The organism is Kineococcus endophyticus (genome assembly GCF_040796495.1).
Lineage (GTDB): Bacteria > Actinomycetota > Actinomycetes > Actinomycetales > Kineococcaceae > Kineococcus > Kineococcus endophyticus.
On sequence record NZ_JBFNQN010000017.1, the window covers coordinates 82,484 to 107,841 of the forward strand.

Here is a 25,358-nt window from a genome sequence, read left to right on the forward strand (position 1 = left end):
CTCGGATCGGGGGTGGTGCAGGTCGGTCAGGCGTTCGTGCCGAGCGTCGGGTCCTGGCCGGACCGCGTGCGCGGGTCGGCCGTCCCCAGCGGCAGTGGCGCGAAGGAGGGCAGTGGCCTGCGGGCCACCGCCGAGAGCAGCTCGAGGTGCCGGCGGGCCAGCCGCCGGGGGTCGAGACCGCGGGCGAAGGACGGACCACCGGCGGCGGCGTGCCGCAGCGGGCGCTGGTCGGTGAGGTGCGCGGTGAGCGCGTCGGCGAGGGCGTCGACCGATTCCGGCGCGACGAGCGCGCCGTGGCGACCGTCGTCCAGGAGCAGGCGCGACCCCTCGCAGCAGTCGGTGGCGACGACGGGGACGGCCAGGGCGAGGGCCTCCAGCAACGTCAGGGGCATGGCCTCTGTGCGGGAGGACGACACGAGCAGGTCCGCCCGGGCGAGCAGGGCCGCCGGGTTCTCGACGAACCCGGGAAGCCGGACGTGGTCCGCGCCGAGCTCGGTGCGCAGGGCCTCCAGGGCGCCGCGGTCCGGGCCCTCCCCGACGACGACCAGCTCGTGGTCGTGGCCGGCCGCGCGCACGCGGGCCGAGGCCCGCAGCAGCAGGTCGAAGCCCTTGTGCGTCGTGAGGCGCCCGACGGCGAGCACCGAGGGCCGGTCCGCGTCGAACGTGACGGGGCTCGGCTCGGTGGCCCGCTCGGTGAGGGCGTCGACGTCGACGCCGTTGAGGACGACGTGCACGCGGTCGGCGGGGATGCCGTTGGCGACCAGGCCGGGGACCAGGCCGGGGGAGACGGCGACCGCCGCGTCGGCGCGGCGGTGCACCCGCCGCGTCACCGCGCGCAGCTTCGGCGGCACCCACGCCTCCAGGGCCGCGTCGAGGTCCCCCTGGGCGAGCACGACGAAGGGCTTGCCCAGCGTGCGGGCGGCGAGGGAAGCGGCCAGCAGGCCGTGGCCGATCTCCGAACCGGACACGACGACGTCGTGGTCGCGGGCGACGTCCACCAGCCGCGCGAGGGCGAGCGGGAGCCGGCGGGCGGCGGGCAGGGACGCGGACGCCCCGAGGTGGACGGCCACGGCGGCGCCGGGCAGACCGACCTGCTCGTCCGGGCCGACGTCCTCGAGGGCGAAGAGCGTGGTGCGGACGCCGTCGGCCACGAAGCGGTCGGCCAGGGCGTTGACGACGCGCAGCCCGCCGTTCTCGCGCAGGTGTCCCTGCACGAAGAGGACGCGGAGGTCACCCCGGCGCCGGGGCACGGAGCGCGGGACCAGAGGCATGACGACCACGGTACGAGCCGCGACGACGCCGTGTGGGCGTGTTGCCGATTTGTTAACCCGTTCCGCTGCAGCCGATCCGTCCATTTGGGTGACGCCTCGTGACGCTCTGCGACGGCAGGGTGCCGGAGCGCGGGGAGGACCCCCGGGATGCACGAAGGGCCCGGGACCATCGCTGGTCCCGGGCCCTTTCGGGTGGTGGGCGATACTGGGATCGAACCAGTGACCTCTTCCGTGTCAGGGAAGCGCGCTACCGCTGCGCCAATCGCCCTCGTCCTCCGCGCCGGTAGCTACCCGGTGCCGAGTGGAGGTGGAGACGGGATTCGAACCCGTGTGGACGGCTTTGCAGGCCGCTGCCTAACCTCTCGGCCACTCCACCGTGAGGCTCGCGCCCCGCAAGCCGAACCCCGAGCGGACGACCGGACTCGAACCGGCGACCCTAACCTTGGCAAGGTTATGCGCTACCAACTGCGCTACGTCCGCGTGCTTCCGGTTTCCCCGCCGTTCCCGGCCGGTTCCCCGTGGCGTTGAAAACATTAGCCGACATCGCGGGCTCGGCCAAATCACCCCCGCCACGGCGTGGTCCGGACGGGGGGAGGCGTTGCGCTGCAGGCGTTCTCAGGAGACGAGGCGGGCGATCAGGTCGTCCAGGTCGAGGTGCCGGCTCTCCCGGCCGGGCGGGACGAGAGCGTCCGCCCGCCGCAGGAAGCGGCGCACGTCGGCCTCGTCGGCCTCGAGCTCGGCGTTGCCGTCGGGGGAGGACAGGCGAAGGACGATCCGCGGGCGACCGTCGGCGGACTCGGTGCAGGGACGCACCTGCACGTCCCCCGCACCGCTCGGCTCGCTCAGGCCCTCGCGCAGCAGGTCGCGGGCGAAGACCCACTCGACGTCGGCGTCGCCGCCGCGGAAGACGGCGTGGATCGCGTACGGGTCGTCGGCGCCGTAGTGGAGGCTGGCGGGGACCGGCAGCCCGGGGCCGCTGGTCGTCCGGAGCCGCAAGGAGACGTCGACGTCGACCTCGGTCTTGCGGTGCGGCAGTGCAGGCACGTCGACCTCCGTGTGCTCTTGGCCGCTGACGGGCTCCAGCGACCGTGCTGACGAGTTTCCCACCAAATGCGCCGTCGAAACACTCGAACGACGCAACTCGGACGCCCGCGTGTCGCCGGCGGTTCCCCGGCCCGTCCACGGGCGGACATCGACGCCCCGAGAAGGGTGGTGTGACCCGGCTCACGAGGCACGCGCACAGAACGTCCCCAGGGAGCGGGAGCGCAGCGCCGCCCCCGGACGTTGGAGGTGCGTGGAGCCGGGGACGGGCCGGACGCGAGCGCGGGACGAGCAGCAGGGAGGCGTGGTGGGAGCGGTGCACACGCAGGGCCACGGCACGGGAGCCGGCGCGGACGGGGACGGGCCCGGCGCGCAGCCGCGGACGGGCGACGACCTGCCGGGCCCCCGGCTGCCCGACCCGCCCCGCGCCGGGCAGGCCGTGGGACGGCAGGTCGACGCCGACGTGGCGCGCACGGGGTCGGCGGGCGAGGCGCCGGCCGCGGGAGCTCCGGCCGCCCGCACCGCCCACCAGCACCGGGCCCGCCGGGTGCGCGCGGCCCTGCACGCCCGGCGCGAGCTGATCCGTGCCGACGCCCGCCGCAACGCGCTGTACCGCGCGGTCGTCGGGGCGTTCGGCACGCTCGTGGTCGTCGTGGGTCTGGCGCTCGTCCCGCTGCCCGGCCCCGGCTGGCTGGTCGTCTTCATGGGGCTCGCCGTCCTGGGCAGCGAGTTCTCCTCGGCGCAGCGGGTCAAGCACTTCGGCGAGCGCCAGCTCCACCGCTGGGTGCGCTGGATCGCCGCCCGTTCCCTGGCCGTCCGCGCGGCGCTCGGCGCGGGGACGGCGGCCGCCGTGGCCGCGCTGGCCTGGGGTTACCTCGCCTGGCAGGGGCTGCCCGCCTGGACCCCGGAGGTCGTCTCCGCGCAGCTGCAGTGGGTCCCGGGCCTGGCGCGCGGCTGACCGCGGGGCGGTCGTGACCAGCCCCGCAGGTCCGGTATGGTTCTCAGGCCGGTCGCGTTCAGCGCGACGACCGGGCGATTAGCTCAGTGGTAGAGCACTTCGTTCACACCGAAGGGGTCACTGGTTCGAACCCAGTATCGCCCACCCAGCACACTCGTGGGGTGTCCGTCACCGGCGCCCTGCGCGAGATCCACCTCTTCCCCGTGAAGTCCGCCGGGGGACTGTCCCCGGACACCGCCCGCGTCGGCCTCGACGGTCTCGTCGGCGACCGGTCCCACGCCGTCGTCGACGCCGGCGGGCAGGTGCTCGCCGCCAAGAGCGTCCCCCGGCTGCGCGAGCTCGGGCTCACCGGCGACGGGCCGCCCGCCCTGCTCGTCCCCGGCGGGCAGGACCTCGCCACCTTCCTCGGCGTCGACGGGGCCCGCCTGGCCCCCGTCCCCGGCGGGGCGCGGCAGGTCGAGGCCGTCCACGTCGTCACCCTGGCCCAGCGCGCCGACCCGGCGGCGGGGGACACCTCGCGCGCGAACCTCGTCCTCGACCTCGACGCGCCGCTCCCGTCCGGGACCCTGCTGCGGACCGGGACGGCCCTGCTGGAGGTCGTGGGGGTCCCGCGGCACTGCGGCGGGGTCTTCGCGCGGGTCGTGGAACCGGGGGCGTTGCGGGTCGGGGACGTGGTGGACGTGGTGGACGTGGTGGTGGACGTGGTGGTGGACGTGGACGTGGTCGTCGAGGAGGGCTCGGGCCCGCCCGGATAGAGTCCGGGAGTCCATCCACGCCAACCTCGGAGGCCCACGGTGTCCGCCCAGCTGTCCATCACCCGATCCGGCGCCGCGGGCCAGGAGACGCAGCAGGTCACCGCCGGCACGACGGCGGCCGAGCTGTTCACCGAGGAGCGCGACGTCGTCGTCGCCCGCGTCAACGGTGAACTGCGCGACCTGTCCCACGTGCTGGCCGACGGTGACGTCGTGGAGGGCGTGCTCGTCTCATCCGAGGACGGGCTGGCGGTCCTGCGCCACTCGACCGCGCACGTGATGGCCCAGGCGGTGCAGCAGCACTTCCCCGAGGCCAAGCTCGGCATCGGCCCGCCCATCCGCGACGGCTTCTACTTCGACTTCGACGTCGAGCGTCCCTTCACCCCCGACGACCTCAAGACCGTCGAGAAGACGATGCAGCGCATCGTCAAGGAGGGTCAGCGGTTCGTCCGCCGCGAGGTCTCCGACGACGAGGCGCGCGAGGCGATGGCCGCCGAGCCGTACAAGCTCGAGCTCATCGGCCTGAAGTCCACCGCCGACCAGGCGGCCGAGGGGGCCTCGGCCGAGGTCGGCGAGGGGGGTCTGTCGATCTACGACAACGTCCGCCGGGACGACTCCGTCGCGTTCCGCGACCTGTGCCGCGGGCCGCACATCCCGACCACCCGCCTCGTTGGCAACGGGTTCAGCCTGCTCCGCAGCGCTGCCGCCTACTGGCGCGGCAGCGAGAAGAACCCCCAGCTGCAGCGCATCTACGGCACGGCCTGGCCGTCCAAGGACGAGCTGAGGGCCTACCAGGAGCGCGTCGCCGAGGCCGAGCGCCGCGACCACCGCCGCCTCGGTGCCGAGCTCGACCTCTTCTCCTTCCCCGACGAGATCGGCTCCGGCCTCGTCGTGTTCCACCCCAAGGGCGGGGTCGTGAAGCGGGAGATGGAGGACTACGTCCGCCGCCGGCACATCGAGGAGGGGTTCTCCTACGTCGGCACCCCGCACATCTCCAAGGGCGGCCTGTTCGAGACGTCCGGGCACCTGCCGTACTACGAGGACACGATGTTCCCCGGCATGGAGCTGGAGAACTCGACGTACTACCTCAAGGCCATGAACTGCCCCATGCACAACCTGATCTTCCGTTCGCGCGGGCGGTCCTACCGGGAACTGCCGCTGCGGTTCTTCGAGTTCGGGTCGGTCTACCGCTACGAGAAGTCCGGTGTGGTGCACGGCCTCACGCGCGTGCGCGGGCTGACCCAGGACGACTCCCACAGCTACGTCACCGCCGAGCAGGCGCCCGGCGAGATCAAGCACCTGCTCGACTTCGTCCTGGGGCTGCTCAAGGACTTCGGCCTCGACGACTACTACCTCGAGCTGTCGACCCGCGGCGACTCCGAGAAGTTCATCGGCTCGGACGAGGAGTGGGCCACCGCCACCGCCGTCCTGGAGACGGCGGCGAAGGAGACCGGCCTGGAACTGGTCGCCGACCCCGGCGGCGCCGCGTTCTACGGCCCGAAGATCTCCGTGCAGGCCAAGGACGCCATCGGCCGCACCTGGCAGATGTCGACCATCCAGTACGACTTCAACCAGCCGGCGCGGTTCGGTCTGGAGTACACCTCCGCCGACGGCTCCAAGCAGCAGCCGGTGATGATCCACTCGGCCAAGTTCGGTTCGCTCGAGCGCTTCTTCGGCGTCCTCGTCGAGCACTACGCCGGTGCGTTCCCCCCGTGGCTCGCACCCGTGCAGGTCGTGGGCATCCCCGTCGCCGACGCCCACGTGCCGCACCTGGTGGAGGTCGCCGAGCGGCTGCGCGCCGCGGGCGTGCGCGTCGAGGTCGACGACACCGACGACCGGATGCCCAAGAAGATCCGCACGTGGACGAAGCAGAAGATCCCCTTCCTGCTCATCGCCGGCGCCGAGGACGTCGAGAACGGCGCCGTGTCCTTCCGGTTCCGCGACGGCAGCCAGGAGAACGGCGTGCCCGTGGCCGACGCCGTGGAACGCATCGCGGCGGCCGTCCGCGACCGGGTGCAGGTGTGAGCGAGTCCTCCCCGGACGTGCCCGCGGACCCCGCCGTCGAACCGGCGGAGGGGTTCGCGGGCGAGCCCGACGGGTTCGGCCGGCTGTGGACGCCGCACCGGATGGCGTACATCCAGGGCGAGCACAAACCCGCCGACGCCGAGTCCGGCAGCTGCCCGTTCTGCCGGGCCCCCGGGCTCGGTGACGCCGAGGGCCTCGTCGTGCGGCGGGGGGAGCACGTGTTCGCCGTGCTCAACCTGTTCCCGTACAACCCGGGGCACCTCATGGTCTGCCCGTACCGGCACGTCTCGGCCTACGTCGACCTCGAGGCCCACGAGCTGGCCGAGTTCACCGCGTTCACCCGGGCGGCCGTCCGGACGCTGAGCGCCGCGTCCGCGCCCGCCGGGTTCAACCTCGGCATGAACCAGGGCGAGGTCGCGGGGGCGGGCATCGCCGCGCACCTGCACCAGCACGTCGTGCCGCGGTGGCAGGGCGACGCGAACTTCCTGCCCGTCGTGGGCCGGACGAAGGCGATGCCCGAACTGCTCGAGGACACGCGAGCGCGCCTGGCCGCCGCGTGGGTCACCGACGCAACCGGCTGAGCGCCCTACCCTTCGACACGATGCTCAACACCTACGGCCGCGCCTTCGCCACGAAGATCTTCACCCCCGTCGCGCGCTTCCTGCTGCGCTGCGGGGTCACGCCCGACATGGTCACCATCGCGGGGACCGTCGGGGTGGTCGCGTGCGGCCTGGGGCTCTACACCACCGGCCACCTGTTCTGGGGGTCGCTCGGGGCCACGCTCTTCGTCCTGTCGGACACCATCGACGGGACGATGGCGCGGATCCGCGGGAGCTCGGGGAAGTGGGGCGCCTACCTGGACTCCTCCCTCGACCGCGTCGCCGACGCCGCCCTGTTCGGGGGGCTCGTCGTCTGGTTCGCCCGTGGCGGGCAGTCCGACCTGACGGCCGGGCTGGCGCTGGCGTGCCTCGTCCTCGGCAGCACCGTCTCCTACGTCAAGGCGCGAGCCGAGGGGCTCGGCTTCACCGCCAACGTCGGCCTCGCCGAACGGGGCGAACGCATCGTCGCGGTCCTCGTCGGGGCGGGGTTCGTGGGTCTGGGCGTCCCCCTCGTCTTCCTCCAGGTCGTGCTGGCGCTGCTCGCGCTCGCCAGCGCCGTCACGGTCGTGCAGCGCATGGCGGTGGTGCGGCGCCAGGCCCTCGCGGTGCCGCCGGCCGACGCGTGAGCCTGCGCGAACCGCTGGTCGTCGGCGCCTTCCGGGCGGCCTGGCGCTTCGCCCGCGTGGTGCCCGAGGACGTCGCCGTCACCGCCAGCCGGCGCGTGGCCGACCGGCTGGCCCGCCGCGGTGGACCGCGGGTGGAGCAGCTGCGGCGCAACGTCGCCCACGCCCGTCCGGACGCCGGGCCCGCGGAGCTGGACGTCCTCGTGCGCGACGGCCTGCGCAGCTACGCCCGGTACTGGCTCGACGCGTTCCGGCTGCCGGGGTGGACCCGGGAACGGACCGTCGGCACCGTCCGGATGGACCACGGTGAGCAGCTGCGCGCGGCGCTGGCGGACGGCCGCGGCGCGATCGGGTTCCTCGGCCACCTGGGCAACTGGGACCACGCGGCGGCCTGGTCGGCCACCGAGCTCGCCCCCGTCGTCACCGTCGCCGAGCGCCTGCGGCCCGAGGAGGTCTACGAGGAGTTCCTCGCCTTCCGCCGCTCCCTCGGCGTCGAGGTGCTCCCGCTGGGCGACCCCGCCACCTTCGGCACCCTCCTGCGGCGGCTGCGCGCCGGCGCCTTCGTCCCGTTGCTGGCCGACCGCGACCTCTCCGCGGCCGGCGTCGAGGTCGACTTCCTCGGGGAACGGGTGCGGATGGCACAGGGCCCGGCCGCCCTGGCCCTGGCGACGGGCGCCCCGCTGTTCCCCTTCGGCCTGTTCCACGAGGTCGCCGGCGGCCGGCGGGTCCTCGTCATCGACGTCGGCCCGCAGGTGCCGGTGCCGGACCGGCGCCCCGACGAGACGTCCCGCGAGCACCGCCGGCGCGCCGTGGCCCAGATGACTCAGGCGTGCGCCGACGCCCTCGCCGCGGTCGTCGTCGCGCACCCCGACGAGTGGCACGTCCTGCAGCCCGTCTTCGGGCAGGGCTGAGGCGTGCGGATCGGCATCGTCTGCCCGTACTCCTTCGACGTGCCCGGTGGCGTGCAGTTCCACGTGCGCGACCTCGCCGAGCACCTCCTGGGCCTCGGCCACCACGTCCGCGTCCTGGCCCCCGCCGACGACGAGTCCACGCTGCCGCCGTTCGCCGACCCCGGCGGCAACGTCGTCGCCGTGCCGTACAACGGGTCCGTCGCGCGGCTGTCCTTCGGGCCCGTCACCGCGGGCCGCGTCCGGCGCTGGCTGGTGGAGGGGTCCTTCGACGTCCTGCACGTGCACGAACCCCTGTCGCCCAGCACGTCGCTGCTCGCGCTGTGGGCCGCCACCCGGGCCACGACGGGCCCGCTCGTCGCGACCTTCCACACGGCCAACCTGCGCTCACGGGCCATGCAGGCCGCCTTCCCGCTGCTGCGCCCGAGCCTGGAGAAGATCTCCGCGCGCATCGCCGTCAGCGAGGACGCGCGGCGGACGGTCGTCGAGCACGTCGGCGGCGACGCCGTCGTCGTGCCCAACGGCGTCGTGACCCGCGCCTTCGCGCAGGCACCCCGCCGGCCGGAGTGGACGGGGACAGCGCAGCGGCCCGTCGTGGCCTTCGTCGGCCGGCTCGACGAGCCCCGCAAGGGGCTGCCGCTGCTGTGCGAGGCGGTCCCGCTGGTGCGCGCCGTCGTCCCCGGCGCGCGGTTCCTCGTCGCCGGTCGCGGGGACGTCGCCGCCGCCCGCGAGCTGCTGGCGCCCGCCGACCGGGACGCCGTGGAGTTCCTCGGCGCCGTCGACGACCGGGCCAAGGAGTCGCTGCTGGCCAGCGCCGACGTCTACCTCGCCCCGCACACCGGTGGGGAGAGCTTCGGCATCGTGCTCGTCGAGGCGATGGCCGCCGGCGTGGCCGTCGTGGCGGCCGACCTCGGCGCCTTCCGCCGGGTGCTCGGCGACGGGGCCCACGGCGCGCTCTTCACCGCCGGTGACGCCGCGGCCGCTGCGCGGGAGGTGCTGGCCCTCCTCGCCGATCCCGCCCGCCGCGCCGCCCTCGCCGCCGCCGGGCAGGCGGCGTCCGCGCGCTACGACTGGTCCGTCGTCGCGCAGGAGGTCCTGCGCGTCTACGAGACGGTCGTCGGGCACCGGGGGACGAGCCGGTGACCGCCCTGACGTGGGTGCTCGCCGCCCTGCTCGTCCTCGCGGCGCTCGCGGGCTGGCTGTCGGCCACGGCGCAACGCGTCGACCGGCTGCACCGCCGGGTGGAGACGAGCCGCGCCGCCCTCGACGCGGAGCTGACGCGCCGGGCCAGCGCGGCCCTGGAGTTCGCGCTGGAGAGCTCCGACCGCCTCGACCCCGCCTCGGCGCTGCTGCTGGCCGACGCCGCGACGACGAGCCTGGACGCGCCCCGCACCCCGGCCGCCCTGCGCGAGGCCAACGACGCCGACGACGCGCACCGCTGGCGCGTGGAGTCCGACCTCACCCGCGCGCTGGCCGTGGCCCTGCCGCCGGAGGACGGCGAGGGGCTGGGACGGGTCGTGGACGCGGCCCGCCGCGTCCAGCTGGCGCGGCGCTTCCACAACGACGCCGTCGTGCAGACGCGGCGGTTGCGGGGCAAGCGCATCGTGCGCTGGGCCCACCTCGCGGGACGGGCCAGGGTCCCGGAAACGGCGGACTTCCTCGACGGGGACGGCGACGGACCCGGGTCGTAGGATTGCGCCCGCCTGAACTCCGTCCGACCGATCGCGAGGCACGCGCACGTGAGCAGTGAAGTCAGCACCGGGGCAACCAGCGGACCGGCCGTGGGGACCAGTCGCGTCAAGCGCGGCATGGCCGAGATGCTCAAGGGCGGCGTCATCATGGACGTCGTCACCGCCGACCAGGCGCGGATCGCCGCCGACGCGGGCGCGGTCGCCGTCATGGCCCTCGAGCGGGTCCCCGCCGACATCCGCGCCGAGGGCGGCGTCTCCCGGATGTCCGACCCCGACATGATCGACTCGATCATCTCCGCGGTCTCCATCCCCGTCATGGCCAAGGCCCGCATCGGGCACTTCGTCGAGGCGCAGGTGCTGCAGTCCCTCGGGGTCGACTACATCGACGAGTCCGAGGTCCTCACCCCGGCCGACTACGCCCACCACATCGACAAGCACTCCTTCACCGTCCCCTTCGTCTGCGGGGCGACCAACCTCGGGGAGGCGCTGCGGCGCATCACCGAGGGTGCGGCGATGATCCGCTCCAAGGGCGAGGCCGGCACGGGCGACGTCTCCAACGCCGTGACCCACATGCGGACCATCCGCGCCGAGGTGAACCGGCTGCGGTCGATGTCCCCCGACGAGGTCTACGTCGCCGCCAAGGAGATGGCCGCTCCCTACGACCTCGTCAAGGAGGTCGCCGAGACGGGCAAGCTGCCGGTCGTGCTGTTCACCGCCGGGGGCATCGCCACCCCCGCGGACGCGGCGATGATGATGCAGCTCGGCGCCGACGGCGTCTTCGTCGGCTCCGGCATCTTCAAGTCCGGCAACCCGGCCCAGCGCGCCGAGGCCATCGTCAAGGCGACGACCTTCTTCGACGACCCCGACGTCGTCGCGAAGGTCTCCCGCGGTCTGGGCGAGGCCATGGTCGGCCTGAACGTCGAGGCCATCCCCGAGCCGCACCGCCTGGCCCAGCGCGGCTGGTGACGACCCCGGAGCCGGACCTGCTCGGCCCGGAGTGGGGACACGGCCCCGACGGGGTCCGCACCCGCAGCGCGTCCCGCGTCGTCGTCCTCGACGACGCGGGACGCGTCCTGCTGCTGCGCGGCTCCGACCCCACCCGGCCCGGCACCGACTGGTGGTTCACCGTCGGCGGCGGCCGTGAGCCGGGGGAGGACCCCCGCACCGCGGCCGCGCGGGAGCTGCGCGAGGAGACCGGGCTCGACGTCGACCCCGCCGAGCTCGACGGACCGGTCTGGTCGCGCACGGCGCACTTCCCGTTCCTCGGCGCGCAGTGCCGTCAGACCGAGGAGTTCTTCGTCCACCGCGTCGCCGAGGGCTTCGAGGTCGACCGGACCGGCTGGACCGACCTCGAGCGTGCGTCCGTCAGCGAGTCGCGGTGGTGGGTCCCGGCCGAGCTCGCCGGGTCCGGCGCGGTGTTCTACCCCGTCGACCTGCCCCGGCTCGTGGGCGAGCTGCCGGCGCTCTGGACGGGACCACCGCTCCCCATCACCTGACCGCTCTGCTCACCCCTGCCGGGACAGGACCAGCCCGGCGGCGCCGTCGAGGCTGCGGGCGTCGAGCACCTGGACCCGGCGCTCGGACACCAGGTCCTGGTCGGTGCGCCAGTCCTGCGCGGTGCTCAGCACCGCGATCCGCCCGCCGCCGATCTGCACCACCTGTTCCACCGACCCCCACGACGTCGCCGAGGTCCTGGCGAGGAGGTGCTCGCCCAGCGCCTGGACCGTCCCGTCCCCGGCGACCGCGACGCTGCGCAACGACGGTCCGTCGGGGGTGTCGACGGGCAGGACGGCGACGCCGGCGGTCGGGTCGAACACGAAGGCCCGCGCGTCCCACTCGACCGCCGAGCTCGACCCCGGCACGACGAGGTTCCCCGTCCGCTGCGGCCGCGCGGGGTCCCGGACGTCGACCGCCGAGACCTGCAGGCCGCGGACGGCGCCGGAGGTCGGGTCGGCGTCCTGCCCCACGCCGAGCAGGCGGCCGTCGCCGACCGGGTGCAGGTAGGCGGAGTACCCGTCCACCTTCAACTCCCCGGACAGGCGTGGCGACGCCGGGTCCGCCAGGTCCAGGACGTACAGCGGATCGGTCTGGCGGAACGTCACGACGTAGGCCCGGTCGCCGTCGTAGCGGACGCCCCGGACCTGTTCCCCCACCCCCAGCCCGTCGACGCGGCCGACCACGTCCAGCCGGCCGTCGTCCTCACCGAGCACGAGCACGGAGCTGCTCGAGTCCGGCACCCCGCCGTCGGCCGCCCACGCCGGTCCCGTCGTGGTCGCCACCCGCAGGAACCCGTCGCGCGCGGAGAACGCCCACCGGCCCAGGACCCGGCCCGCGACCTCGCCCGAGGCGGTGTGCCTCGTGCGGGGACCGTCGTAGGCGAAGCCGTGGACCTGGGTCGTGGCCGCGGCGGGGGTCGCGGGTGCGGTGCTGTCGATGAGCGTCGGCCTCCCGAACCCGCCCGCCGTCGTGGCCAGGTACAGGCGGTCCGTGCTGGCGTAGACGACGTCGGTGGACGCGGTGACGCCGACGGCGTCGGTCTGCACGTCCGCGTCGGAGGTGACGTCCGCCGGCGCGACGGAGACGACCGCCACGACGCCGGAGCCGGACTGGACGTCGGGGTGCGTCACGGCCGAGCACGCCACGGCCGGGCGCAGACCGGCGACGGAACCGTCCGCGGCCCGCTCGACGACCTGCGGCAGGAACTGCGTGTCGAGGGCCCGCGCGAGGACAGCCCGGTTGGCCAGCAGGCCCGCCTGCTCCGAGGGCGCGTCCTGCACCCACGGCAGCACCGGGTCGGTCCCGAGGACGAGCCGGACGACACCGCCGGAGAGCCGGGCGTCGACGTACCGGCCCGCGTACTCGCGGTGCCCGACGACCCGCGGGGACCGGGGGGCGGACAGGTCCACGACGGTGGCCACGACGCTGGAGCCGACGGACGAGGCGTCGACGGCGGTCTGCGGCCACCGCTGCGTGAGCACCACCGCCCGGTCACCCGCGAGCAGGAGCTGCGGCTGCTGGCCGGAGGCGTCCTGCGCGCCCGGGAGCGACACCGCCCCCAGCCGGCGCGGCGTGCGACCGGTGACGTCGAGGACGACGAGGTCGGCGCCGGCCGTGGTGACGAGCCGGCCGTCCTGGGCCAAGGCGGTGGCCGGCTCCCCGACCCCCGCCTCCTGGACGTTCAGACCCCCGTCACCGGCGCCGACCGCACCGGCGGACGCGGCGCTGTCCTGCGTGGCCACGGTCCCCGAGGCCCCCGAGGCCGGGACGCCACCACCGCCGTACCCCCAGCTCGTGACCTGCGGCCCGATGGCCTCCCGGGCCCAGCGGCCGAGGGCGGCGCAGTCGTCGAAGGAGGTCAGCCCACCGGCGGCCCCGGCGCCGGGGGCGACGGCGACGGCGAGGCCGGTCGTCAGGGCGAGGGCCGCCGCGGCGGCGGCGCTGCGGCGCAGGAGGGGTCGGTGCGAGGTCACGGGACGCTCCGGGGTTCGGCGGGGCGGTGTGACGCCGGGACGGGGCGGCCGGTTCCCGCCCCTACGCTGCCCGGGTGAGCAGCACCACCTCCACCCGGCCCACCATCGGCGTCCTCGCGCTGCAGGGCGACGTCCGCGAGCACGTCGCCGCCCTCGAGGCCGGAGGCGCACGAGCCGTCACCGTCCGCCGCCCGTCCGAACTGGCCGCCGTCGACGGGCTCGTGCTCCCTGGCGGGGAGTCCACCACCATCGACCGGCTGCTGCGGGTCTTCGAGCTGCGCGACGACCTGCGCGCGCGCATCGCGGACGGCCTGCCCGTGTACGGCTCCTGCGCCGGGATGATCCTGCTGGCCGACCGCCTGCTCGACGGGGCGCAGGGCCAGGAGACCCTCGGCGGCCTCGACGTCACCGTGCGCCGCAACGCCTTCGGCCGCCAGGTGGACTCCTGGGAGGAGCACCTGCCCCTGACCGGCGTCACCGACGGCGGCTCGCCCGTGGACGCGGTCTTCATCCGCGCCCCGTGGGTCGAGGAGGCCGGACCGGACGTGCAGGTGCTCGGCCGGGTGGGCTCCGGGCCCGCCGCGGGTAGGATCGTCGCCGTGCGGCAGGGCGCTCTGCTGGCCACGGCCTTCCACCCGGAGATCACCGGGGACGACCGGGTGCACCGCCACTTCGTGGCGATGGTGCAGGAGCGGGACTGAGGCACACCTTTTCGAGCAGTTCGAGCGAGGCGGAGGGAACCACATGTCCGGCCACTCCAAGTGGGCGACGACGAAGCACAAGAAGGCCGTCGTCGACGCCAAGCGCGCCAAGAGCTTCGCTCGCCTCATCAAGAACATCGAGGTCGCGGCGCGCACGGGTGGCGGTGACCCGGCCGGCAACCCGACGCTCTACGACGCCATCCAGAAGGCGAAGAAGACGTCGGTGCCCGCCGACAACATCGACCGCGCCGTCAAGCGCGGGTCCGGGGCCGAAGCCGGCGGTGCCGACTGGCAGACGATCATGTACGAGGGCTACGGCCCCAACGGCGTCGCGCTGCTCGTCGAGTGCCTGACGGACAACAAGAACCGGGCCGCCATGGAGGTCCGGACGGCGATGACGCGCAACGGCGGCTCGATGGCCGACCCCGGCAGCGTCTCGTACATGTTCAGCCGCAAGGGCGTCGTCGTCATCGGCAAGGAGGGGACCGACCTCAGCGAGGACGACGTCCTCCTCGCGGTCCTCGAGGCCGGCGCCGAGGAGGTCACCGACCAGGGCGACACCTTCGAGGTCGTCTGCGAGGCCACCGACCTCGTGGCGGTGCGCGAGGCGCTGCAGGCGGCGGGGATCGACTACGACTCGGCCGAGAACAGCTTCGTCCCCAGCGTCCAGGTGCCGCTGGACGCCGACGGAGCCACGAAGGTGTTCAAGCTCATCGACGTCCTCGACGACTGCGACGACGTGCAGAACGTCTTCGCCAACTACGACGTCTCCGACGACGTCATGGCGGCCCTCGAGGACGCCTGACACTCCGTCCCGCAGCACCTCACGGCCCCCACGATCACTCCGTGCGATCGTGGGGGCCGTGCGCGTGCTGGCGGTGGACCCGGGCCTGACCCGGTGCGGGATCGGGGTGGTCGACGCCGTCCGCACGGGCCGGCGGGCCGCCATGGTCGGCGTCGGCGTCGTCCGGACGCCCGCCACCGACCCCGTCGAGTCCCGGTTGCTCGCGATCAGCGAGGGGCTCGAGACCTGGCTGGACGCCCACCGCCCGGACGTCGTCGCCGTCGAGCGCGTCTTCGCCCAGGCCAACGTCCGCTCGGTCATGGGGACCGCCCAGGCGGCGGGGCTCGTGCTCGTCGCGGCCGCCCGCCGCGGGCTGCCCGTCGCGATGCACACGCCGAGCGAGGTCAAGGCGGCGGTCACCGGGGACGGCCGGGCCGAGAAGGAGCAGGTGACGACGATGGTCACCCGCATCCTCGGCCTCGACAGCCCCCCGCGACCGGCCGACGCCGCCGACGCCCTGGCCCTGGCCCTGTGCCACCTGTGGCGGGGTGGGGCGACCTCCCGGCTGGAGGCCGCCGCGCACTCCGCCCTCGTGACGGGCCGGCGGAACGCCTACGCCGAAGCGGAAGCTCAGGCGAGGCGCTCGCGCACGAAGCTCGTCGTGCGCTCCCAGGCCAGCTCGGCGGACTCGCGCCGGTAGTTGGGGCGCTCGTCGTTGTAGAAGGCGTGCGGCGCGGGGTACTCGTGCAGCGTCACGTCCACCCCCGCTTGCTCGCGGATGCGCTCCGCCGTCGCACGGACGGCGTCCAGCGGCACCGAGGTGTCCTCCTCGCCGTAGTGGCCGAGGACGGCCGCGCGCAGGCCCGAGAAGTCGGTGTCCTCGCCCGGCAGCCCGTACCAGGGCACGGCCGCGCCGACCCGCTCGCCCTGCTGGGCCGCGAGGCGCAGGACGAAGCCACCGCCCATGCAGAAGCCGACCGCGCCCACGGTCGAGGACGTGACCTCGGGCCGGTCCAGCAGGTAGGTCACGGCGCCGGCGAGGTCCTGGGCGGCCTGCTCGGCCGGCAGGTCCGTCATGAGCTGCGCGGCTTCGGCGGAGTCGTGGGTCGTGCGGCCGCCGTAGAGGTCGGGGGCCAGGGCGACGAAGCCCTCGCGGGCGAAGCGGTCGACGATGGCTGCGATGTGGTCGGTCAGGCCCCACCACTCCTGGATGACGATGACGCCGGGGCCGCTGCCGGACTCCGGGACGCGCAGGTAGCCGTGCGCGTGGCCCGACTCCGTGGCGCTGTCGAAGGTGACGTTCTGGAGGGCGTTCTCGTTCTGCTCGTGGCTCACGGCAGCACTCTGCACCGGCGTGCCGGGTCCGTCGTGTCGGAGGGTCCGTCTAGCGTCTCGTACTGGAGCCGGCGCCCTGCGCCGGAGTGTTCGTCTCGGGTCTGGAGGTCGTGTGATCGCGTCGGTGCGCGGGCGGGTGCTCGCGGTGCGGCTGGACTCGGCGGTCGTCGAGGTGGGCGGTGTCGGGATGTTCGTCCTGGCCGCGCCGGCGACGCTCGCCGGGCTGCGGGTCGGCGAGGAGGCGCTGCTGCACACGACGCTCGTGGTGCGCGAGGACTCCTTGACGCTGTTCGGCTTCGCCGACGCCGACGAGAAGGAGGTCTTCGAGATCGTCCAGACCGCCTCCGGGGTGGGTCCGAAGATGGCCCTGGCGATGCTCGCCGTGCACCGGCCCGACGGGATCCGGTCCGCCGTCGCCGCCGACGACCACGCCGCCCTCGTGCGCGTCCCCGGCATCGGCAAGAAGACCGCGCAGCGCATCTGCCTGGAGCTGGGGGACCGGCTCGGCCCGCCCGCGGGTGCTCCGGCCCCCGCTCCCGTCGTCGGTGGGGGCGACCCCCGCAAGGACAAGGTCGTCGAGGCGCTCGTCGGGCTCGGGTACCCGGTCAAGCAGGCCGGGGACGCCGTGGACGCCGTGCTCTCGGACGATCCCGACGGCACCGCGGCGGACGCCGACGTGCCCGGTGCGCTGCGCGCGGCCCTGCGCCACCTGTCGGGTCGCGGATGAGCGACCGGCTGGTGACCACGGGTGCGGACGAGCGGGAACGGGCCGCCGAGTCGGCCCTGCGCCCGCACGGCCTCGACGAGTTCGTCGGGCAGAAGGTCGTCCGCGAGCAGCTCTCGCTCGTCCTGGACGCAGCCAAGGCGCGTCAGGCGCCGAGCGACCACGTCCTGTTCTCCGGGCCCCCCGGTCTGGGCAAGACGACGCTGGCGATGATCGTCGCCTCCGAGATGGGCGCCCCGCTGCGCCAGTCCAGCGGTCCGGCCATCCAGCACGCGGGGGACCTCGCGGCCGTCCTCAGCTCCCTCGACGAGGGGGAGGTCCTCTTCCTCGACGAGATCCACCGGATGGCACGTCCGGCCGAGGAGATGCTCTACATCGCGATGGAGGACTTCCGCGTCGACGTCGTCGTCGGCAAGGGCGCGGGGGCGACGGCCATCCCGCTGGAGCTGCCGAAGTTCACCCTCGTCGGGGCCACGACGAGGGCCGGGCTGCTGCCCGCCCCGTTGCGGGACCGGTTCGGCTTCACGGGCTACCTCGACTTCTACACGCCCGAGGAGCTCGTGCAGGTGCTGCGGCGCAGCGCTTCCCTGCTGGGCGTGCAATTGACGGCCGAGGGCGCGGCCGAGATCGGCGGCCGGTCCCGGGGGACGCCCCGCATCGCCAACCGCCTCCTGCGACGGGTGCGGGACTGGGCCCAGGTCCGCGGGTCCGGCATCGTCGACCGCAACGCGGCCCGTGCGGCGCTGGAGGTCTACGAGGTCGACGAGCGCGGGCTCGACCGGCTCGACCGCGCCGTCCTCGACGCGCTGTGCCGCCGCTTCGGCGGCGGACCCGTCGGGCTGTCGACGCTGGCCGTCGTCGTGGGGGAGGAGGCCGAGACGGTCGAGACCGTCGCCGAGCCCTTCCTCGTGCGCGAGGGCCTGCTGGGGCGCACGCCGCGCGGGCGCATCGCCCTGCCCGACACGTGGGCGCACCTGGGGCTGACCCCGCCGCGCGACGCCCCCGTCGGCGCGGCCTGGCAGCTGCCCCTGGAGGACGCTGTGGGCGACGCTCCCGGGAGTGCTGGGACGCAAGGGCCGACCGGGTGAACCCCTAGACTGCCCGGGCGAGTCGGTCCCGCGCCGTGCTCCTGCCCCCGTCCCGCGGAACCCGGCAGGGGCCTGTGGCGTTGGGTCGGCCGAGTCGGCACAGGGCCGACACAGGTGCCGGTGAGTCGTCGATCCCACCGGTGCGGAGAGGTGTTTCCCGTGGGTGGTAGCAGCAGCTCGTTGTTCTTCCTGTTGATCATGGCCGCGCTGCTGGTCTTCATGTTCAGCCGGACGCGCAAGCAGCAGAAGGCCCAGCAGCAGATGCAGAACGACATCGGCCCGGGTGCGGAGGTCATGACGACCTCCGGCATGTTCGGGACGGTCGTCGAGCGCACGGCCGAGCACGTGGTCATCGAGATCGCTCCCGGCCTGCAGACCCGCTGGACGCCGCGCGCCGTGGCCCGCGTGGTCACCCCGGTGGCTCCCGTCGAGGAGGCTCCGCTGAGCGAGGCCGACCGCGCGCCGGACTCCCTCGAGGGGCTCGACCTGACCAAGCGCGACGGGGACACGCCCGGCGAGAGCGGAACCGGTACCCCTCGCGCATAGCGATTACTGGTATGACAGCAGTCGTCCACGAGCAGTGACAAGCTTGCGCTGACCGGGTGGTGGTCCCGCCACCCGGACGGCGCCTGTCCCGAGGTGTTGAGTGTCCAACGACCGGCCCACCGGCCCCCCACGCGTGCGCCGCGGCGCACCGATCCGTCGACCCCACCCCGGCCGCACCCTGGTGGCCCTGGTGCTCGTCGTCGTCGCCGTCTTCGCGGCGGTGGGGGCCGGTTCGATCTGGAGCTCGGCGAAGTGGTCGCCGGGTCTGGCGCTCGACCTCGAGGGCGGGACGCAGGTCGTCCTGACGCCGCGCTCGGCCACCGGTGGGGCCGTCCCCGCCGAGCAGGTGCAGCGGGCGGCGGAGATCATCCGCCAGCGCGTCGACGCCACGGGGCTGTCCGAGACCGAGGTGCAGGTCCAGGGCGGCCAGAACATCTCGGTCTCCATCCCCGGTGAGGCCACGCGCCAGCAGCTCGACCTCATCTCCCAGTCGGCGCAGCTGCGCATGCGCGTCGTGCTGGCCGCCGTCCCCGTGGAGCAAGCGCAGCAGCCCGTGCCGACCCCGAGCGCGACGCCGTCCGGCGAGGCCACCCCGGGAGCGACCCCGTCCGGTGAGGCCACCCCGAGCGGCACGGCCAGCGGAGCGGCCACGACACCCGCGCCCACCCAGAGCGCCGACGGTGCGGCGGCGCCCGCCGCCCTGCAGGCGGCCACGACGCCGCCGGCGGAGCCGCAGGCGACGACGACCGCGCCGAGCCTGGCCGAGATCGCGACCCCGACCCCGACCCCGGGTCCGGGTCAGCCCACCGGGACGCCCACCGCCTCGCCCACCGACGCCAGCGACCAGGCGTGGCTGTCGATCCCCGACCTCGTGCAGCGCTTCCAGGCGCTCGACTGCTCCGACCCGGCCCAGCGGCAGGGCGGCATCGTCGACGACCCGGCCAAGGTGCTCGTGACGTGCGACCAGGACGGCGCGTACAAGTACGTCCTCGGCCCGGCCGAGCTCGAGGGCACCGACCTCGTCAGCGCCACCGCGGCCCAGGCCACGAACAACCAGGGCTTCACCACCGGGGCGTGGGTCGTCCGCATCAAGTTCGACGCCGCCGGTGCCGAGCGCTTCTCCGCGCTCACGACCCGCATCTCCACGCTCGAGTCGCCGCGCAACCAGTTCGCCGCCGTCCTGGACGGGCTCGTCGTCACGGCACCCACGGTGAACCAGCGCTTCGGCGCGGACGTCGACATCGAGGGCAACTTCACCCAGGCCTCCGCCGACGCGCTCGCCCAGCAGCTGCAGTTCGGTGCACTGCCGGTGTCCTTCACGGTGCAGACGGAGGAGCAGATCTCCGCGACGCTCGGGGCGGACCAGCTGCGCAACGGCCTCATCGCCGGCGTCGTCGGCCTCGTCCTCGTCGTCGCCTACATGCTCGTGCAGTACCGCGCCCTGGGCCTGGTGACGGTCGCCAGCCTGGTGCTGTCCGGGGCGCTGACCTACGGCGTCATCCTGCTGCTGAGCTGGCTGCAGGGCTTCCGCCTCAGCCTGGCCGGGGTGGCCGGCCTCATCGTGGCCATCGGCGTCACGGCGGACTCTTTCATCCTGTTCTTCGAACGCGTCCGCGACGAGATCCGCGACGGGCGCATCCTGTCCTCCGCGGTCGAGGCCGGTTGGCGCCGCGCCCGGCGGACGATCATCATCTCCGACGCGGTCAGCCTGCTGTCGGCCGTCGTCCTCTACATCCTCGCGGTGGGCAACGTCCGCGGGTTCGCCTACACCCTGGGCATCACGACGATCATCGACCTCGTCATCGTCGTGCTGTTCACCCACCCCGTGGTCGCGGTCCTGGCGAAGACGAAGTTCTTCGGCGGCGGGCACAAGCTGTCCGGGTTCGACCCCGAGCACCTGGGGTCCGTCGTGGCCCGGCACGCCCTGCACCACGGCGAGCACCGGCCGACCGTCGCCGAACTGCGCCGGGCCGAGCGCGAGAAGGCCCGCAGCGGCGGGGGAGCGGGCGAGACACCCCGTGACGACCGGGACGACGCGAACGGGGACGAGTCCTGATGGGCATGGCAGAACTGGGCAACCGGCTCTACACCGGTGAGTCCTCCTTCGACTTCGTGGGCCGCAAGAAGCTGTGGTTCCTCATCGCCGCAGCCCTCGTGCTGGTCTCGGCGGTGCTGCTGTGGAAGCCGGGCCTGACGTTCGGCATCGAGTTCGAGGGCGGGTCGGAGTTCCGCGTCAGCGGCTCGGCGAACCAGGACGCGGCCCGCGAGGCCGTCGAGGCCGTGCTGCCCGGGACGGTGCCGACCGTCACGAGCGTCGGTCAGGACGGTGTCCGGGTGCAGACGGAGGCGCTCTCCTCCGGCCAGCTGGACGCGGTCAAGGGCGAACTGGTCCAGCGGATGGACGTCCCGGCGAGCGAGGTGACCTCCTCGAGCATCGGTCCGAGCTGGGGCGCCGACGTCACGAACAAGGCCGTCACGGGTCTGATCGTGTTCCTCGTCCTCGTCTCGATCGTCATGACGCTGTACTTCCGCGCCTGGACGATGGCGCTCGCCTCGCTCGTCGCGCTGTTCCACGACCTCGTCATCACCGCCGGCGTCTACGCGGCCGTCGGCTTCGAGGTGACGCCGGCCTCCGTCATCGGGTTCCTGACGATCCTGGGGTACTCGCTCTACGACACCGTCGTGGTCTTCGACAAAGTGCGCGAGAACACGACCGAGGCGTTCCTCAAGCGGGACCGGTCGTTCTCGCAGGCCGCCAACCTGGCGATCAACCAGACCGTCGTCCGGTCGGTCAACACGACGGTCGTCGCGCTGCTGCCCGTCGCGGCGATCCTCTTCATCGGGGACCTGCTGCTCGGGGCCGGCACGCTGCGGGACATCAGCCTCGCGCTGTTCGTCGGGATGCTCGTGGGCGCGTACTCCTCGATCTTCGTGGCGACGCCGCTGCTCGTCGTGCTCCGCGGCCGCGAGGCCCGCGTCAAGGAACTCGACGCGGCGGCGACCGGCCCGGCCCGCACCGAGGACACCGTCGCTGCCGCGGAGCCGCAGGCGTGACCCTGCACCTGCCCGACGAGACCGCCGCCCGCACCGCCGAGCTCGTCGTCCGAGGGTTCCGCGACGTCCCGGACTTCCCCGAGCCCGGGGTCGTCTTCAAGGACATCACCCCGTTGCTGGCGGACCCGGCGGCGTTCGGGGCGGTCACGCGCGTCCTCGCCGACCTCGCGACGGCGACGGGGGCTGACGCCGTGGCCGGCATCGAGGCCCGGGGCTTCATGCTCGCCGCCCCGGCCGCCGAGCGGGCCGGTGTCGGGTTCTGGCCGGTGCGCAAGGCGGGCAAGCTGCCGCCGCCCGTGCTGCGCCGCGACTACGCCCTGGAGTACGGCAGCGCCTCCCTGGAGCTGGCCGCCTCGGCCGTGCGGCCGGGGGCCAGGGTCCTCGTCGTCGACGACGTCCTCGCCACGGGCGGGACGGCGCGGGCGGCCTGCGAACTCCTCGAGGAGGCCGGCGCGCACGTCGTCGGTCTCGTCGTCCTCCTGGAGCTGGCGTTCCTGAACGGCCGGGCGGGGCTGGGGGACCGGGCCGTCGTGGCCCTGCACACCCAGGACTGAGGAACCGGGCGCCCGGCGGACCGGTGAGGTGGCGCACGGGGCACCCGGGCCCGACCTAGACTGGACGTCCGGACGACACGGAGGACGCCATGGCAGACGGCACGGACACCCACGCCACGAGCGCCCCCGCCACGCCCGACGACACGCCGGACGCGACGAGGACACCGCCTGCGCAGGGGGCCGTGGTCCCCGCCCCCCAGCCCGCCCAGCGGCCCGCGGGGGGTGCCCGGCCGAACGGTCCGGAGCGCCGCCGCGGCCAGGAGCAGTACACCGGCCCGGTCACGGCCGGGCGCATGCTCTCCCGCCTGGCCCGCTTCGGCCAACACCGCCAGCAGAGCGTCTCGCCGGTCCTGGAACCCCTGCTGCGCACCGTGCGCGCGACGCACCCCAAGGCCGACCTGTCGGTGGTGGAGAAGGCGTTCGAGCGCGCCGAGCGCGCCCACGACGGTCAGCGCCGCAAGAGCGGCGACCCGTACATCACCCACCCCGTCGCCGTGGCGACGATCCTGGCCGAGCTGGGCATGACGCCGTCGACGCTGGCGGCCGCCCTCCTGCACGACACCGTCGAGGACACCGACTACACGCTGCAGATGCTGCGCGCCGACTTCGGCGACGAGATCGCGCTGCTCGTCGACGGCGTCACCAAGCTCGACAAGGTCACCTACGGCGACGCGGCCCAGGCCGAGACCGTCCGCAAGATGGTCGTGGCGATGGCCAAGGACATCCGCGTCCTCGTCATCAAGCTGGCCGACCGGCTGCACAACGCGCGCACCTGGCGGTACGTCTCGGCCACGTCGGCGGAGAAGAAGGCCCGCGAGACGCTCGAGATCTACGCGCCCCTGGCGCACCGGCTCGGCATGAACACCATCAAGTGGGAGCTGGAGGACCTGTCGTTCGCGACGGTCTACCCCAAGGTGTTCGACGAGATCGTCCGGCTCGTCGCCGACCGGGCCCCCGCCCGCGAGGAGTACCTGCAGGGCGTGCGGGCCCAGATCGAGGACGACCTCAAGGACGCGCGGGTCAAGGCCACCGTGACGGGCCGGCCCAAGCACTACTACTCGATCTACCAGAAGATGATCGTGCGCGGCCGCGACTTCGCGGAGATCTACGACCTCGTCGGGGTCCGCGTCCTGGTCGACTCGGTCCGCGACTGCTACGCCGTCCTCGGTGCGCTGCACGCGCGCTGGAACCCGGTCCCCGGCCGGTTCAAGGACTACATCGCGATGCCCAAGTTCAACATGTACCAGTCGCTGCACACGACGGTCATCGGACCCGAGGGCAAACCCGTCGAGATCCAGATCCGCACGTACACGATGCACCAGCGCGCCGAGTACGGCGTTGCGGCGCACTGGAAGTACAAGGACGACCCGAACGCCGTGGCGGCCGGCACGCGGCCGCAGACGGAGATGGACTGGCTGAAGTCCGTCGTCGACTGGCAGCGGGAGTCCGCCACGGGCGACTTCCTCGACGACCTGCGCTGGGAGATCGGCGCGAACCAGGTCTTCGTCTTCACGCCCAAGGGCGACGTCCAGCAGTTGCCGGCCGGCTCGACGCCGATCGACTTCGCGTACGCCGTCCACACCGAGGTCGGGCACCGCACGATGGGCGCCCGGGTCAACGGCCGGCTCGTCCCGCTCGACTCCACCCTCGACAACGGCGACCTCGTCGAGGTGTTCACGTCCAAGGCGGACGGTGCGGCGCCCAGCCGGGACTGGCTGACCTTCGTCAAGAGCCCCCGGGCGCGCAACAAGATCAAGCAGCACTTCTCCAAGGAGCGCCGCGAGGAGGCGATCGAGGAGGGCAAGGACGAGATCGCCCGCGCCATGCGCAAGCAGCACCTGCCGCTGCAGCGCCTGCTGTCGCACGACTCCCTCGTCGTCGTCGCCCGCGAGCTCAACCACCCCGACGTCTCGGCCCTGTACGCCGCGGTGGGGGAGCGGCACGTCTCGGCCCAGCACGTCGTCGACAAGCTCATCGCGGCCGTCGGTGGGGAGGCCGCCGTCGAGGAGGACCTCGCCGAGGCGACCACCCCGGGCCGGAACCGTCCCAGCCGCAGCAGCGGTGAGGCCGGTGTCGTCGTCGCCGGGGCGGACGACGTCTGGGTCAAGCTCGCGAAGTGCTGCACGCCCGTGCCGAACGACCCGATCGTCGGGTTCGTCACGCGGGGTGCGGGGGTGTCGGTGCACCGGGACGACTGCGAGAACGTCGTGACCCTGCGCCAGGAACCCGAGCGCATCGTCGACGTGCAGTGGGCCTCGGCGATGCCCACCGGGCAGACGCGCCTGTTCCTCGTCCAGATCCAGGTCGAGGCGCTGGACCGGGCCCGGCTGCTCTCGGACGTCACGCGCGTGCTGTCCGACAACCACGTGAACATCCTGTCGGCGACCGTCAGCACGAGCCGGGACCGCGTGGCCCTGTCGAAGTTCTCCTTCGAGATGGCCGAGCCGAGCCACCTGAACCAGGTCCTCGGGGCGGTCCGGAAGGTGGACGGGGTCTTCGACGCCTACCGCGTCATGGCGTCGCGGCCGCAGAAGGGCTGACCGGCCGCGGAGGCGCGCTGCGCGGCAACGACAACGCCTGACGCGCCACCCGCACGCCGATGCGTCCGCGGGCGGCGCCACTGGCGTCGTGGACGGCGTCCTCGTCGAGCAGACCCGCCGTCGTGAGCGCCGACCGCCAGCGTCCTGCGCGCTGGGGGTGGGCGGTGGCGGCGTCCAGCAGGGCCCGGGCGGGCGTGCTCACCCGGAGCCCGCCGACCGTCGAGACCTCGCCGGGGGACGGGCGGACCCGGCTGGTCTGGACCGTGAGGCCACCGACCTCGACCGTCGTGCCGGACCGGCTGCCGGCGACCTGCAGCACCGACGGGGCGGCCAGGGGGTGCCCGAGGTGCACCCACAACGCGGCGACGCCCAGCAGGACGACCCGCGGCGGCAGGAGCAGGGCCAGGGCCTGCGCGCGCACCGGGGCGTCCGCGACCGCGTCCACGCCCACGTCACCGGCGACGAGCACGTCCCCGACGACGCGCCGCACGTGGCCCCGGCGCAGTTCGTCCTCCCACGACTCGGCGGGCCCGGCGCGCCAGGGCAGGCCGGGATCGACCTGTCCTCCGCGGGCGAGGACGGCGGTCAGCCACGGGGTGCGCACACCGGTCAGTCCAGCAGCCCGGGCCCCCACGCGCGAGACCCCCGCCCACGGCTGTGGACGGGGGTCTCGCGGACGTCGCGCGCGGGTGCC

Annotated in this window: 25 protein-coding genes and 4 tRNA genes; 21 read left to right on the forward strand and 8 right to left on the reverse strand. The window is 74.0% G+C overall.

Annotated elements, in window-relative coordinates; all coding sequences use genetic code 11:
- Positions 1-26 precede the first annotated feature (26 nt).
- The 5 genes from AB1207_RS21755 to AB1207_RS21775 form a co-directional block, all read right to left on the reverse strand.
- Complete coding sequence (locus tag AB1207_RS21755) at positions 27-1,271, reverse strand: glycosyltransferase (protein ID WP_367640691.1); 1,245 nt, start codon at positions 1,269-1,271, stop codon at positions 27-29.
- A gap of 193 nt (positions 1,272-1,464) precedes the next feature.
- Positions 1,465-1,539, reverse strand: a tRNA-Val gene (locus tag AB1207_RS21760).
- Positions 1,540-1,573: 34 nt separating this feature from the next.
- Positions 1,574-1,647 (reverse strand) — tRNA-Cys (locus AB1207_RS21765).
- 31 nt (positions 1,648-1,678) lie between these two features.
- Positions 1,679-1,751: transfer RNA gene (locus AB1207_RS21770), tRNA-Gly, on the reverse strand.
- Positions 1,752-1,886: 135 nt separating this feature from the next.
- A complete protein-coding gene (locus AB1207_RS21775) occupies positions 1,887-2,315 on the reverse strand; it encodes an SsgA family sporulation/cell division regulator (protein ID WP_380175476.1) in 429 nt (142 codons plus the stop codon).
- 301 nt (positions 2,316-2,616) lie between these two features.
- Here AB1207_RS21775 and AB1207_RS21780 point away from each other — a divergent pair, with 301 nt between their 5' ends.
- The 11 genes from AB1207_RS21780 (at position 2,617) to AB1207_RS21830 (ending at position 11,364) form a co-directional block, all read left to right on the forward strand.
- The gene (locus AB1207_RS21780) at positions 2,617-3,270 is read left to right on the forward strand and encodes a TIGR02611 family protein (RefSeq protein WP_367640692.1); all 654 of its coding nucleotides are present in this window, start codon (positions 2,617-2,619) and stop codon (positions 3,268-3,270) included.
- A gap of 72 nt (positions 3,271-3,342) precedes the next feature.
- Positions 3,343-3,414: transfer RNA gene (locus tag AB1207_RS21785), tRNA-Val, on the forward strand.
- Between the two features lie 17 nt (positions 3,415-3,431).
- Positions 3,432-4,025: an MOSC N-terminal beta barrel domain-containing protein gene (locus tag AB1207_RS21790; RefSeq protein ID WP_367640693.1), complete on the forward strand. Its 594-nt coding sequence runs from the start codon at positions 3,432-3,434 to the stop codon at positions 4,023-4,025.
- Positions 4,026-4,064: 39 nt separating this feature from the next.
- Entirely contained in the window at positions 4,065-6,047 is a 1,983-nt protein-coding gene (thrS, locus tag AB1207_RS21795; protein WP_367640694.1) for a threonine--tRNA ligase, read from the forward strand.
- Complete coding sequence (locus tag AB1207_RS21800) at positions 6,044-6,628, forward strand: HIT family protein (RefSeq protein WP_367640695.1); 585 nt, start codon at positions 6,044-6,046, stop codon at positions 6,626-6,628. Before thrS ends, AB1207_RS21800 begins: the two co-directional genes overlap by 4 nt.
- Positions 6,629-6,648: 20 nt before the next feature.
- Positions 6,649-7,272: a phosphatidylinositol phosphate synthase gene (gene pgsA / locus AB1207_RS21805; RefSeq protein WP_367640696.1), complete on the forward strand. Its 624-nt coding sequence runs from the start codon at positions 6,649-6,651 to the stop codon at positions 7,270-7,272.
- Complete coding sequence (locus tag AB1207_RS21810) at positions 7,269-8,180, forward strand: phosphatidylinositol mannoside acyltransferase (RefSeq protein WP_367640697.1); 912 nt, start codon at positions 7,269-7,271, stop codon at positions 8,178-8,180. The genes pgsA and AB1207_RS21810 overlap by 4 nt, the downstream gene beginning before the upstream one ends.
- Before the next feature lie 3 nt (positions 8,181-8,183).
- The gene (locus AB1207_RS21815) at positions 8,184-9,320 is read left to right on the forward strand and encodes a glycosyltransferase family 4 protein (protein WP_367640698.1); all 1,137 of its coding nucleotides are present in this window, start codon (positions 8,184-8,186) and stop codon (positions 9,318-9,320) included.
- Positions 9,317-9,868: a hypothetical protein gene (locus AB1207_RS21820; protein ID WP_367640700.1), complete on the forward strand. Its 552-nt coding sequence runs from the start codon at positions 9,317-9,319 to the stop codon at positions 9,866-9,868. The genes AB1207_RS21815 and AB1207_RS21820 overlap by 4 nt, the downstream gene beginning before the upstream one ends.
- A 48-nt stretch (positions 9,869-9,916) precedes the next feature.
- On the forward strand, positions 9,917-10,834 hold the full coding sequence (gene pdxS / locus AB1207_RS21825; protein ID WP_367640702.1) for a pyridoxal 5'-phosphate synthase lyase subunit PdxS: 918 nt from the start codon (positions 9,917-9,919) through the stop codon (positions 10,832-10,834).
- On the forward strand, positions 10,831-11,364 hold the full coding sequence (locus AB1207_RS21830; RefSeq protein WP_367640703.1) for an NUDIX hydrolase: 534 nt from the start codon (positions 10,831-10,833) through the stop codon (positions 11,362-11,364). The genes pdxS and AB1207_RS21830 overlap by 4 nt, the downstream gene beginning before the upstream one ends.
- A gap of 9 nt (positions 11,365-11,373) precedes the next feature.
- On the opposite strand, the gene AB1207_RS21835 is transcribed toward AB1207_RS21830, so the two are convergent.
- The gene (locus AB1207_RS21835) at positions 11,374-13,338 is read right to left on the reverse strand and encodes a beta-propeller domain-containing protein (RefSeq protein ID WP_367640704.1); all 1,965 of its coding nucleotides are present in this window, start codon (positions 13,336-13,338) and stop codon (positions 11,374-11,376) included.
- A 74-nt stretch (positions 13,339-13,412) separates the two neighbouring features.
- On the opposite strand from AB1207_RS21835, the gene pdxT reads away from it, so the two are divergent.
- Genes pdxT through ruvC form a run of 3 tightly spaced genes read left to right on the forward strand, consistent with a single transcriptional unit; the run spans position 13,413 to position 15,523 of the window.
- Positions 13,413-14,039 carry a pyridoxal 5'-phosphate synthase glutaminase subunit PdxT gene (pdxT, locus tag AB1207_RS21840; protein WP_367640705.1) on the forward strand — a complete coding sequence of 209 codons (627 nt, stop codon included), beginning with the start codon at positions 13,413-13,415 and terminating at the stop codon, positions 14,037-14,039.
- Between the two features lie 43 nt (positions 14,040-14,082).
- Complete coding sequence (locus tag AB1207_RS21845; protein ID WP_367640706.1) at positions 14,083-14,844, forward strand: YebC/PmpR family DNA-binding transcriptional regulator; 762 nt, start codon at positions 14,083-14,085, stop codon at positions 14,842-14,844.
- 58 nt (positions 14,845-14,902) lie between these two features.
- Positions 14,903-15,523, forward strand: coding sequence for a crossover junction endodeoxyribonuclease RuvC (gene ruvC, locus AB1207_RS21850; RefSeq protein WP_367640708.1), 621 nt, complete (start codon positions 14,903-14,905; stop codon positions 15,521-15,523).
- Here the strand turns inward: ruvC and AB1207_RS21855 are convergent.
- Positions 15,454-16,158 carry a dienelactone hydrolase family protein gene (locus AB1207_RS21855; protein ID WP_367640710.1) on the reverse strand — a complete coding sequence of 235 codons (705 nt, stop codon included), beginning with the start codon at positions 16,156-16,158 and terminating at the stop codon, positions 15,454-15,456. The two genes, ruvC and AB1207_RS21855, sit on opposite strands and share 70 nt — an antisense overlap.
- 112 nt (positions 16,159-16,270) lie before the next feature.
- Between AB1207_RS21855 and ruvA the strand changes: the two genes are divergently transcribed.
- The 7 genes from ruvA to AB1207_RS21890 all read left to right on the forward strand — a co-directional run bounded on the left by ruvA (position 16,271) and on the right by AB1207_RS21890 (position 24,664).
- A complete protein-coding gene (gene ruvA, locus AB1207_RS21860) occupies positions 16,271-16,885 on the forward strand; it encodes a Holliday junction branch migration protein RuvA (protein WP_367640711.1) in 615 nt (204 codons plus the stop codon).
- Entirely contained in the window at positions 16,882-17,970 is a 1,089-nt protein-coding gene (gene ruvB / locus AB1207_RS21865; protein ID WP_367640713.1) for a Holliday junction branch migration DNA helicase RuvB, read from the forward strand. Before ruvA ends, ruvB begins: the two co-directional genes overlap by 4 nt.
- 159 nt (positions 17,971-18,129) lie before the next feature.
- Positions 18,130-18,516 (forward strand): preprotein translocase subunit YajC, encoded by a 387-nt coding sequence (yajC, locus tag AB1207_RS21870; protein ID WP_367640715.1) that lies wholly within the window; start codon positions 18,130-18,132, stop codon positions 18,514-18,516.
- 100 nt (positions 18,517-18,616) lie between these two features.
- Positions 18,617-20,572, forward strand: a complete 1,956-nt coding sequence (secD, locus tag AB1207_RS21875; protein WP_367640716.1) for a protein translocase subunit SecD — start codon at positions 18,617-18,619, stop codon at positions 20,570-20,572.
- On the forward strand, positions 20,572-21,570 hold the full coding sequence (secF, locus tag AB1207_RS21880) for a protein translocase subunit SecF (RefSeq protein WP_367640718.1): 999 nt from the start codon (positions 20,572-20,574) through the stop codon (positions 21,568-21,570). Before secD ends, secF begins: the two co-directional genes overlap by 1 nt.
- A 2-nt stretch (positions 21,571-21,572) precedes the next feature.
- A complete protein-coding gene (locus AB1207_RS21885) occupies positions 21,573-22,124 on the forward strand; it encodes an adenine phosphoribosyltransferase (RefSeq protein ID WP_367640768.1) in 552 nt (183 codons plus the stop codon).
- Between the two features lie 89 nt (positions 22,125-22,213).
- Entirely contained in the window at positions 22,214-24,664 is a 2,451-nt protein-coding gene (locus AB1207_RS21890; protein ID WP_437179002.1) for a RelA/SpoT family protein, read from the forward strand.
- Here AB1207_RS21890 and AB1207_RS21895 read toward each other — a convergent pair.
- Entirely contained in the window at positions 24,636-25,268 is a 633-nt protein-coding gene (locus AB1207_RS21895; protein WP_367640720.1) for a hypothetical protein, read from the reverse strand. The two genes, AB1207_RS21890 and AB1207_RS21895, sit on opposite strands and share 29 nt — an antisense overlap.
- Positions 25,269-25,358 lie beyond the last annotated feature (90 nt).

Excerpts from the sequence above, each read along its gene's own strand:
- pgsA (WP_367640696.1), top strand. The coding sequence starts at position 6,649 with ATGCTCAACACCTACGGCCGCGCCTTCGCCACGAAGATCTTCACCCCC.
- secF (WP_367640718.1), top strand. The coding sequence starts at position 20,572 with ATGGGCATGGCAGAACTGGGCAACCGGCTCTACACCGGTGAGTCCTCC.
- ruvB (WP_367640713.1), top strand. The coding sequence starts at position 16,882 with ATGAGCGACCGGCTGGTGACCACGGGTGCGGACGAGCGGGAACGGGCC.
- AB1207_RS21755 (WP_367640691.1), bottom strand. The coding sequence starts at position 1,271 with ATGCCTCTGGTCCCGCGCTCCGTGCCCCGGCGCCGGGGTGACCTCCGC.
- AB1207_RS21890 (WP_437179002.1), top strand. The coding sequence starts at position 22,214 with ATGGCAGACGGCACGGACACCCACGCCACGAGCGCCCCCGCCACGCCC.
- AB1207_RS21845 (WP_367640706.1), top strand. The coding sequence starts at position 14,083 with ATGTCCGGCCACTCCAAGTGGGCGACGACGAAGCACAAGAAGGCCGTC.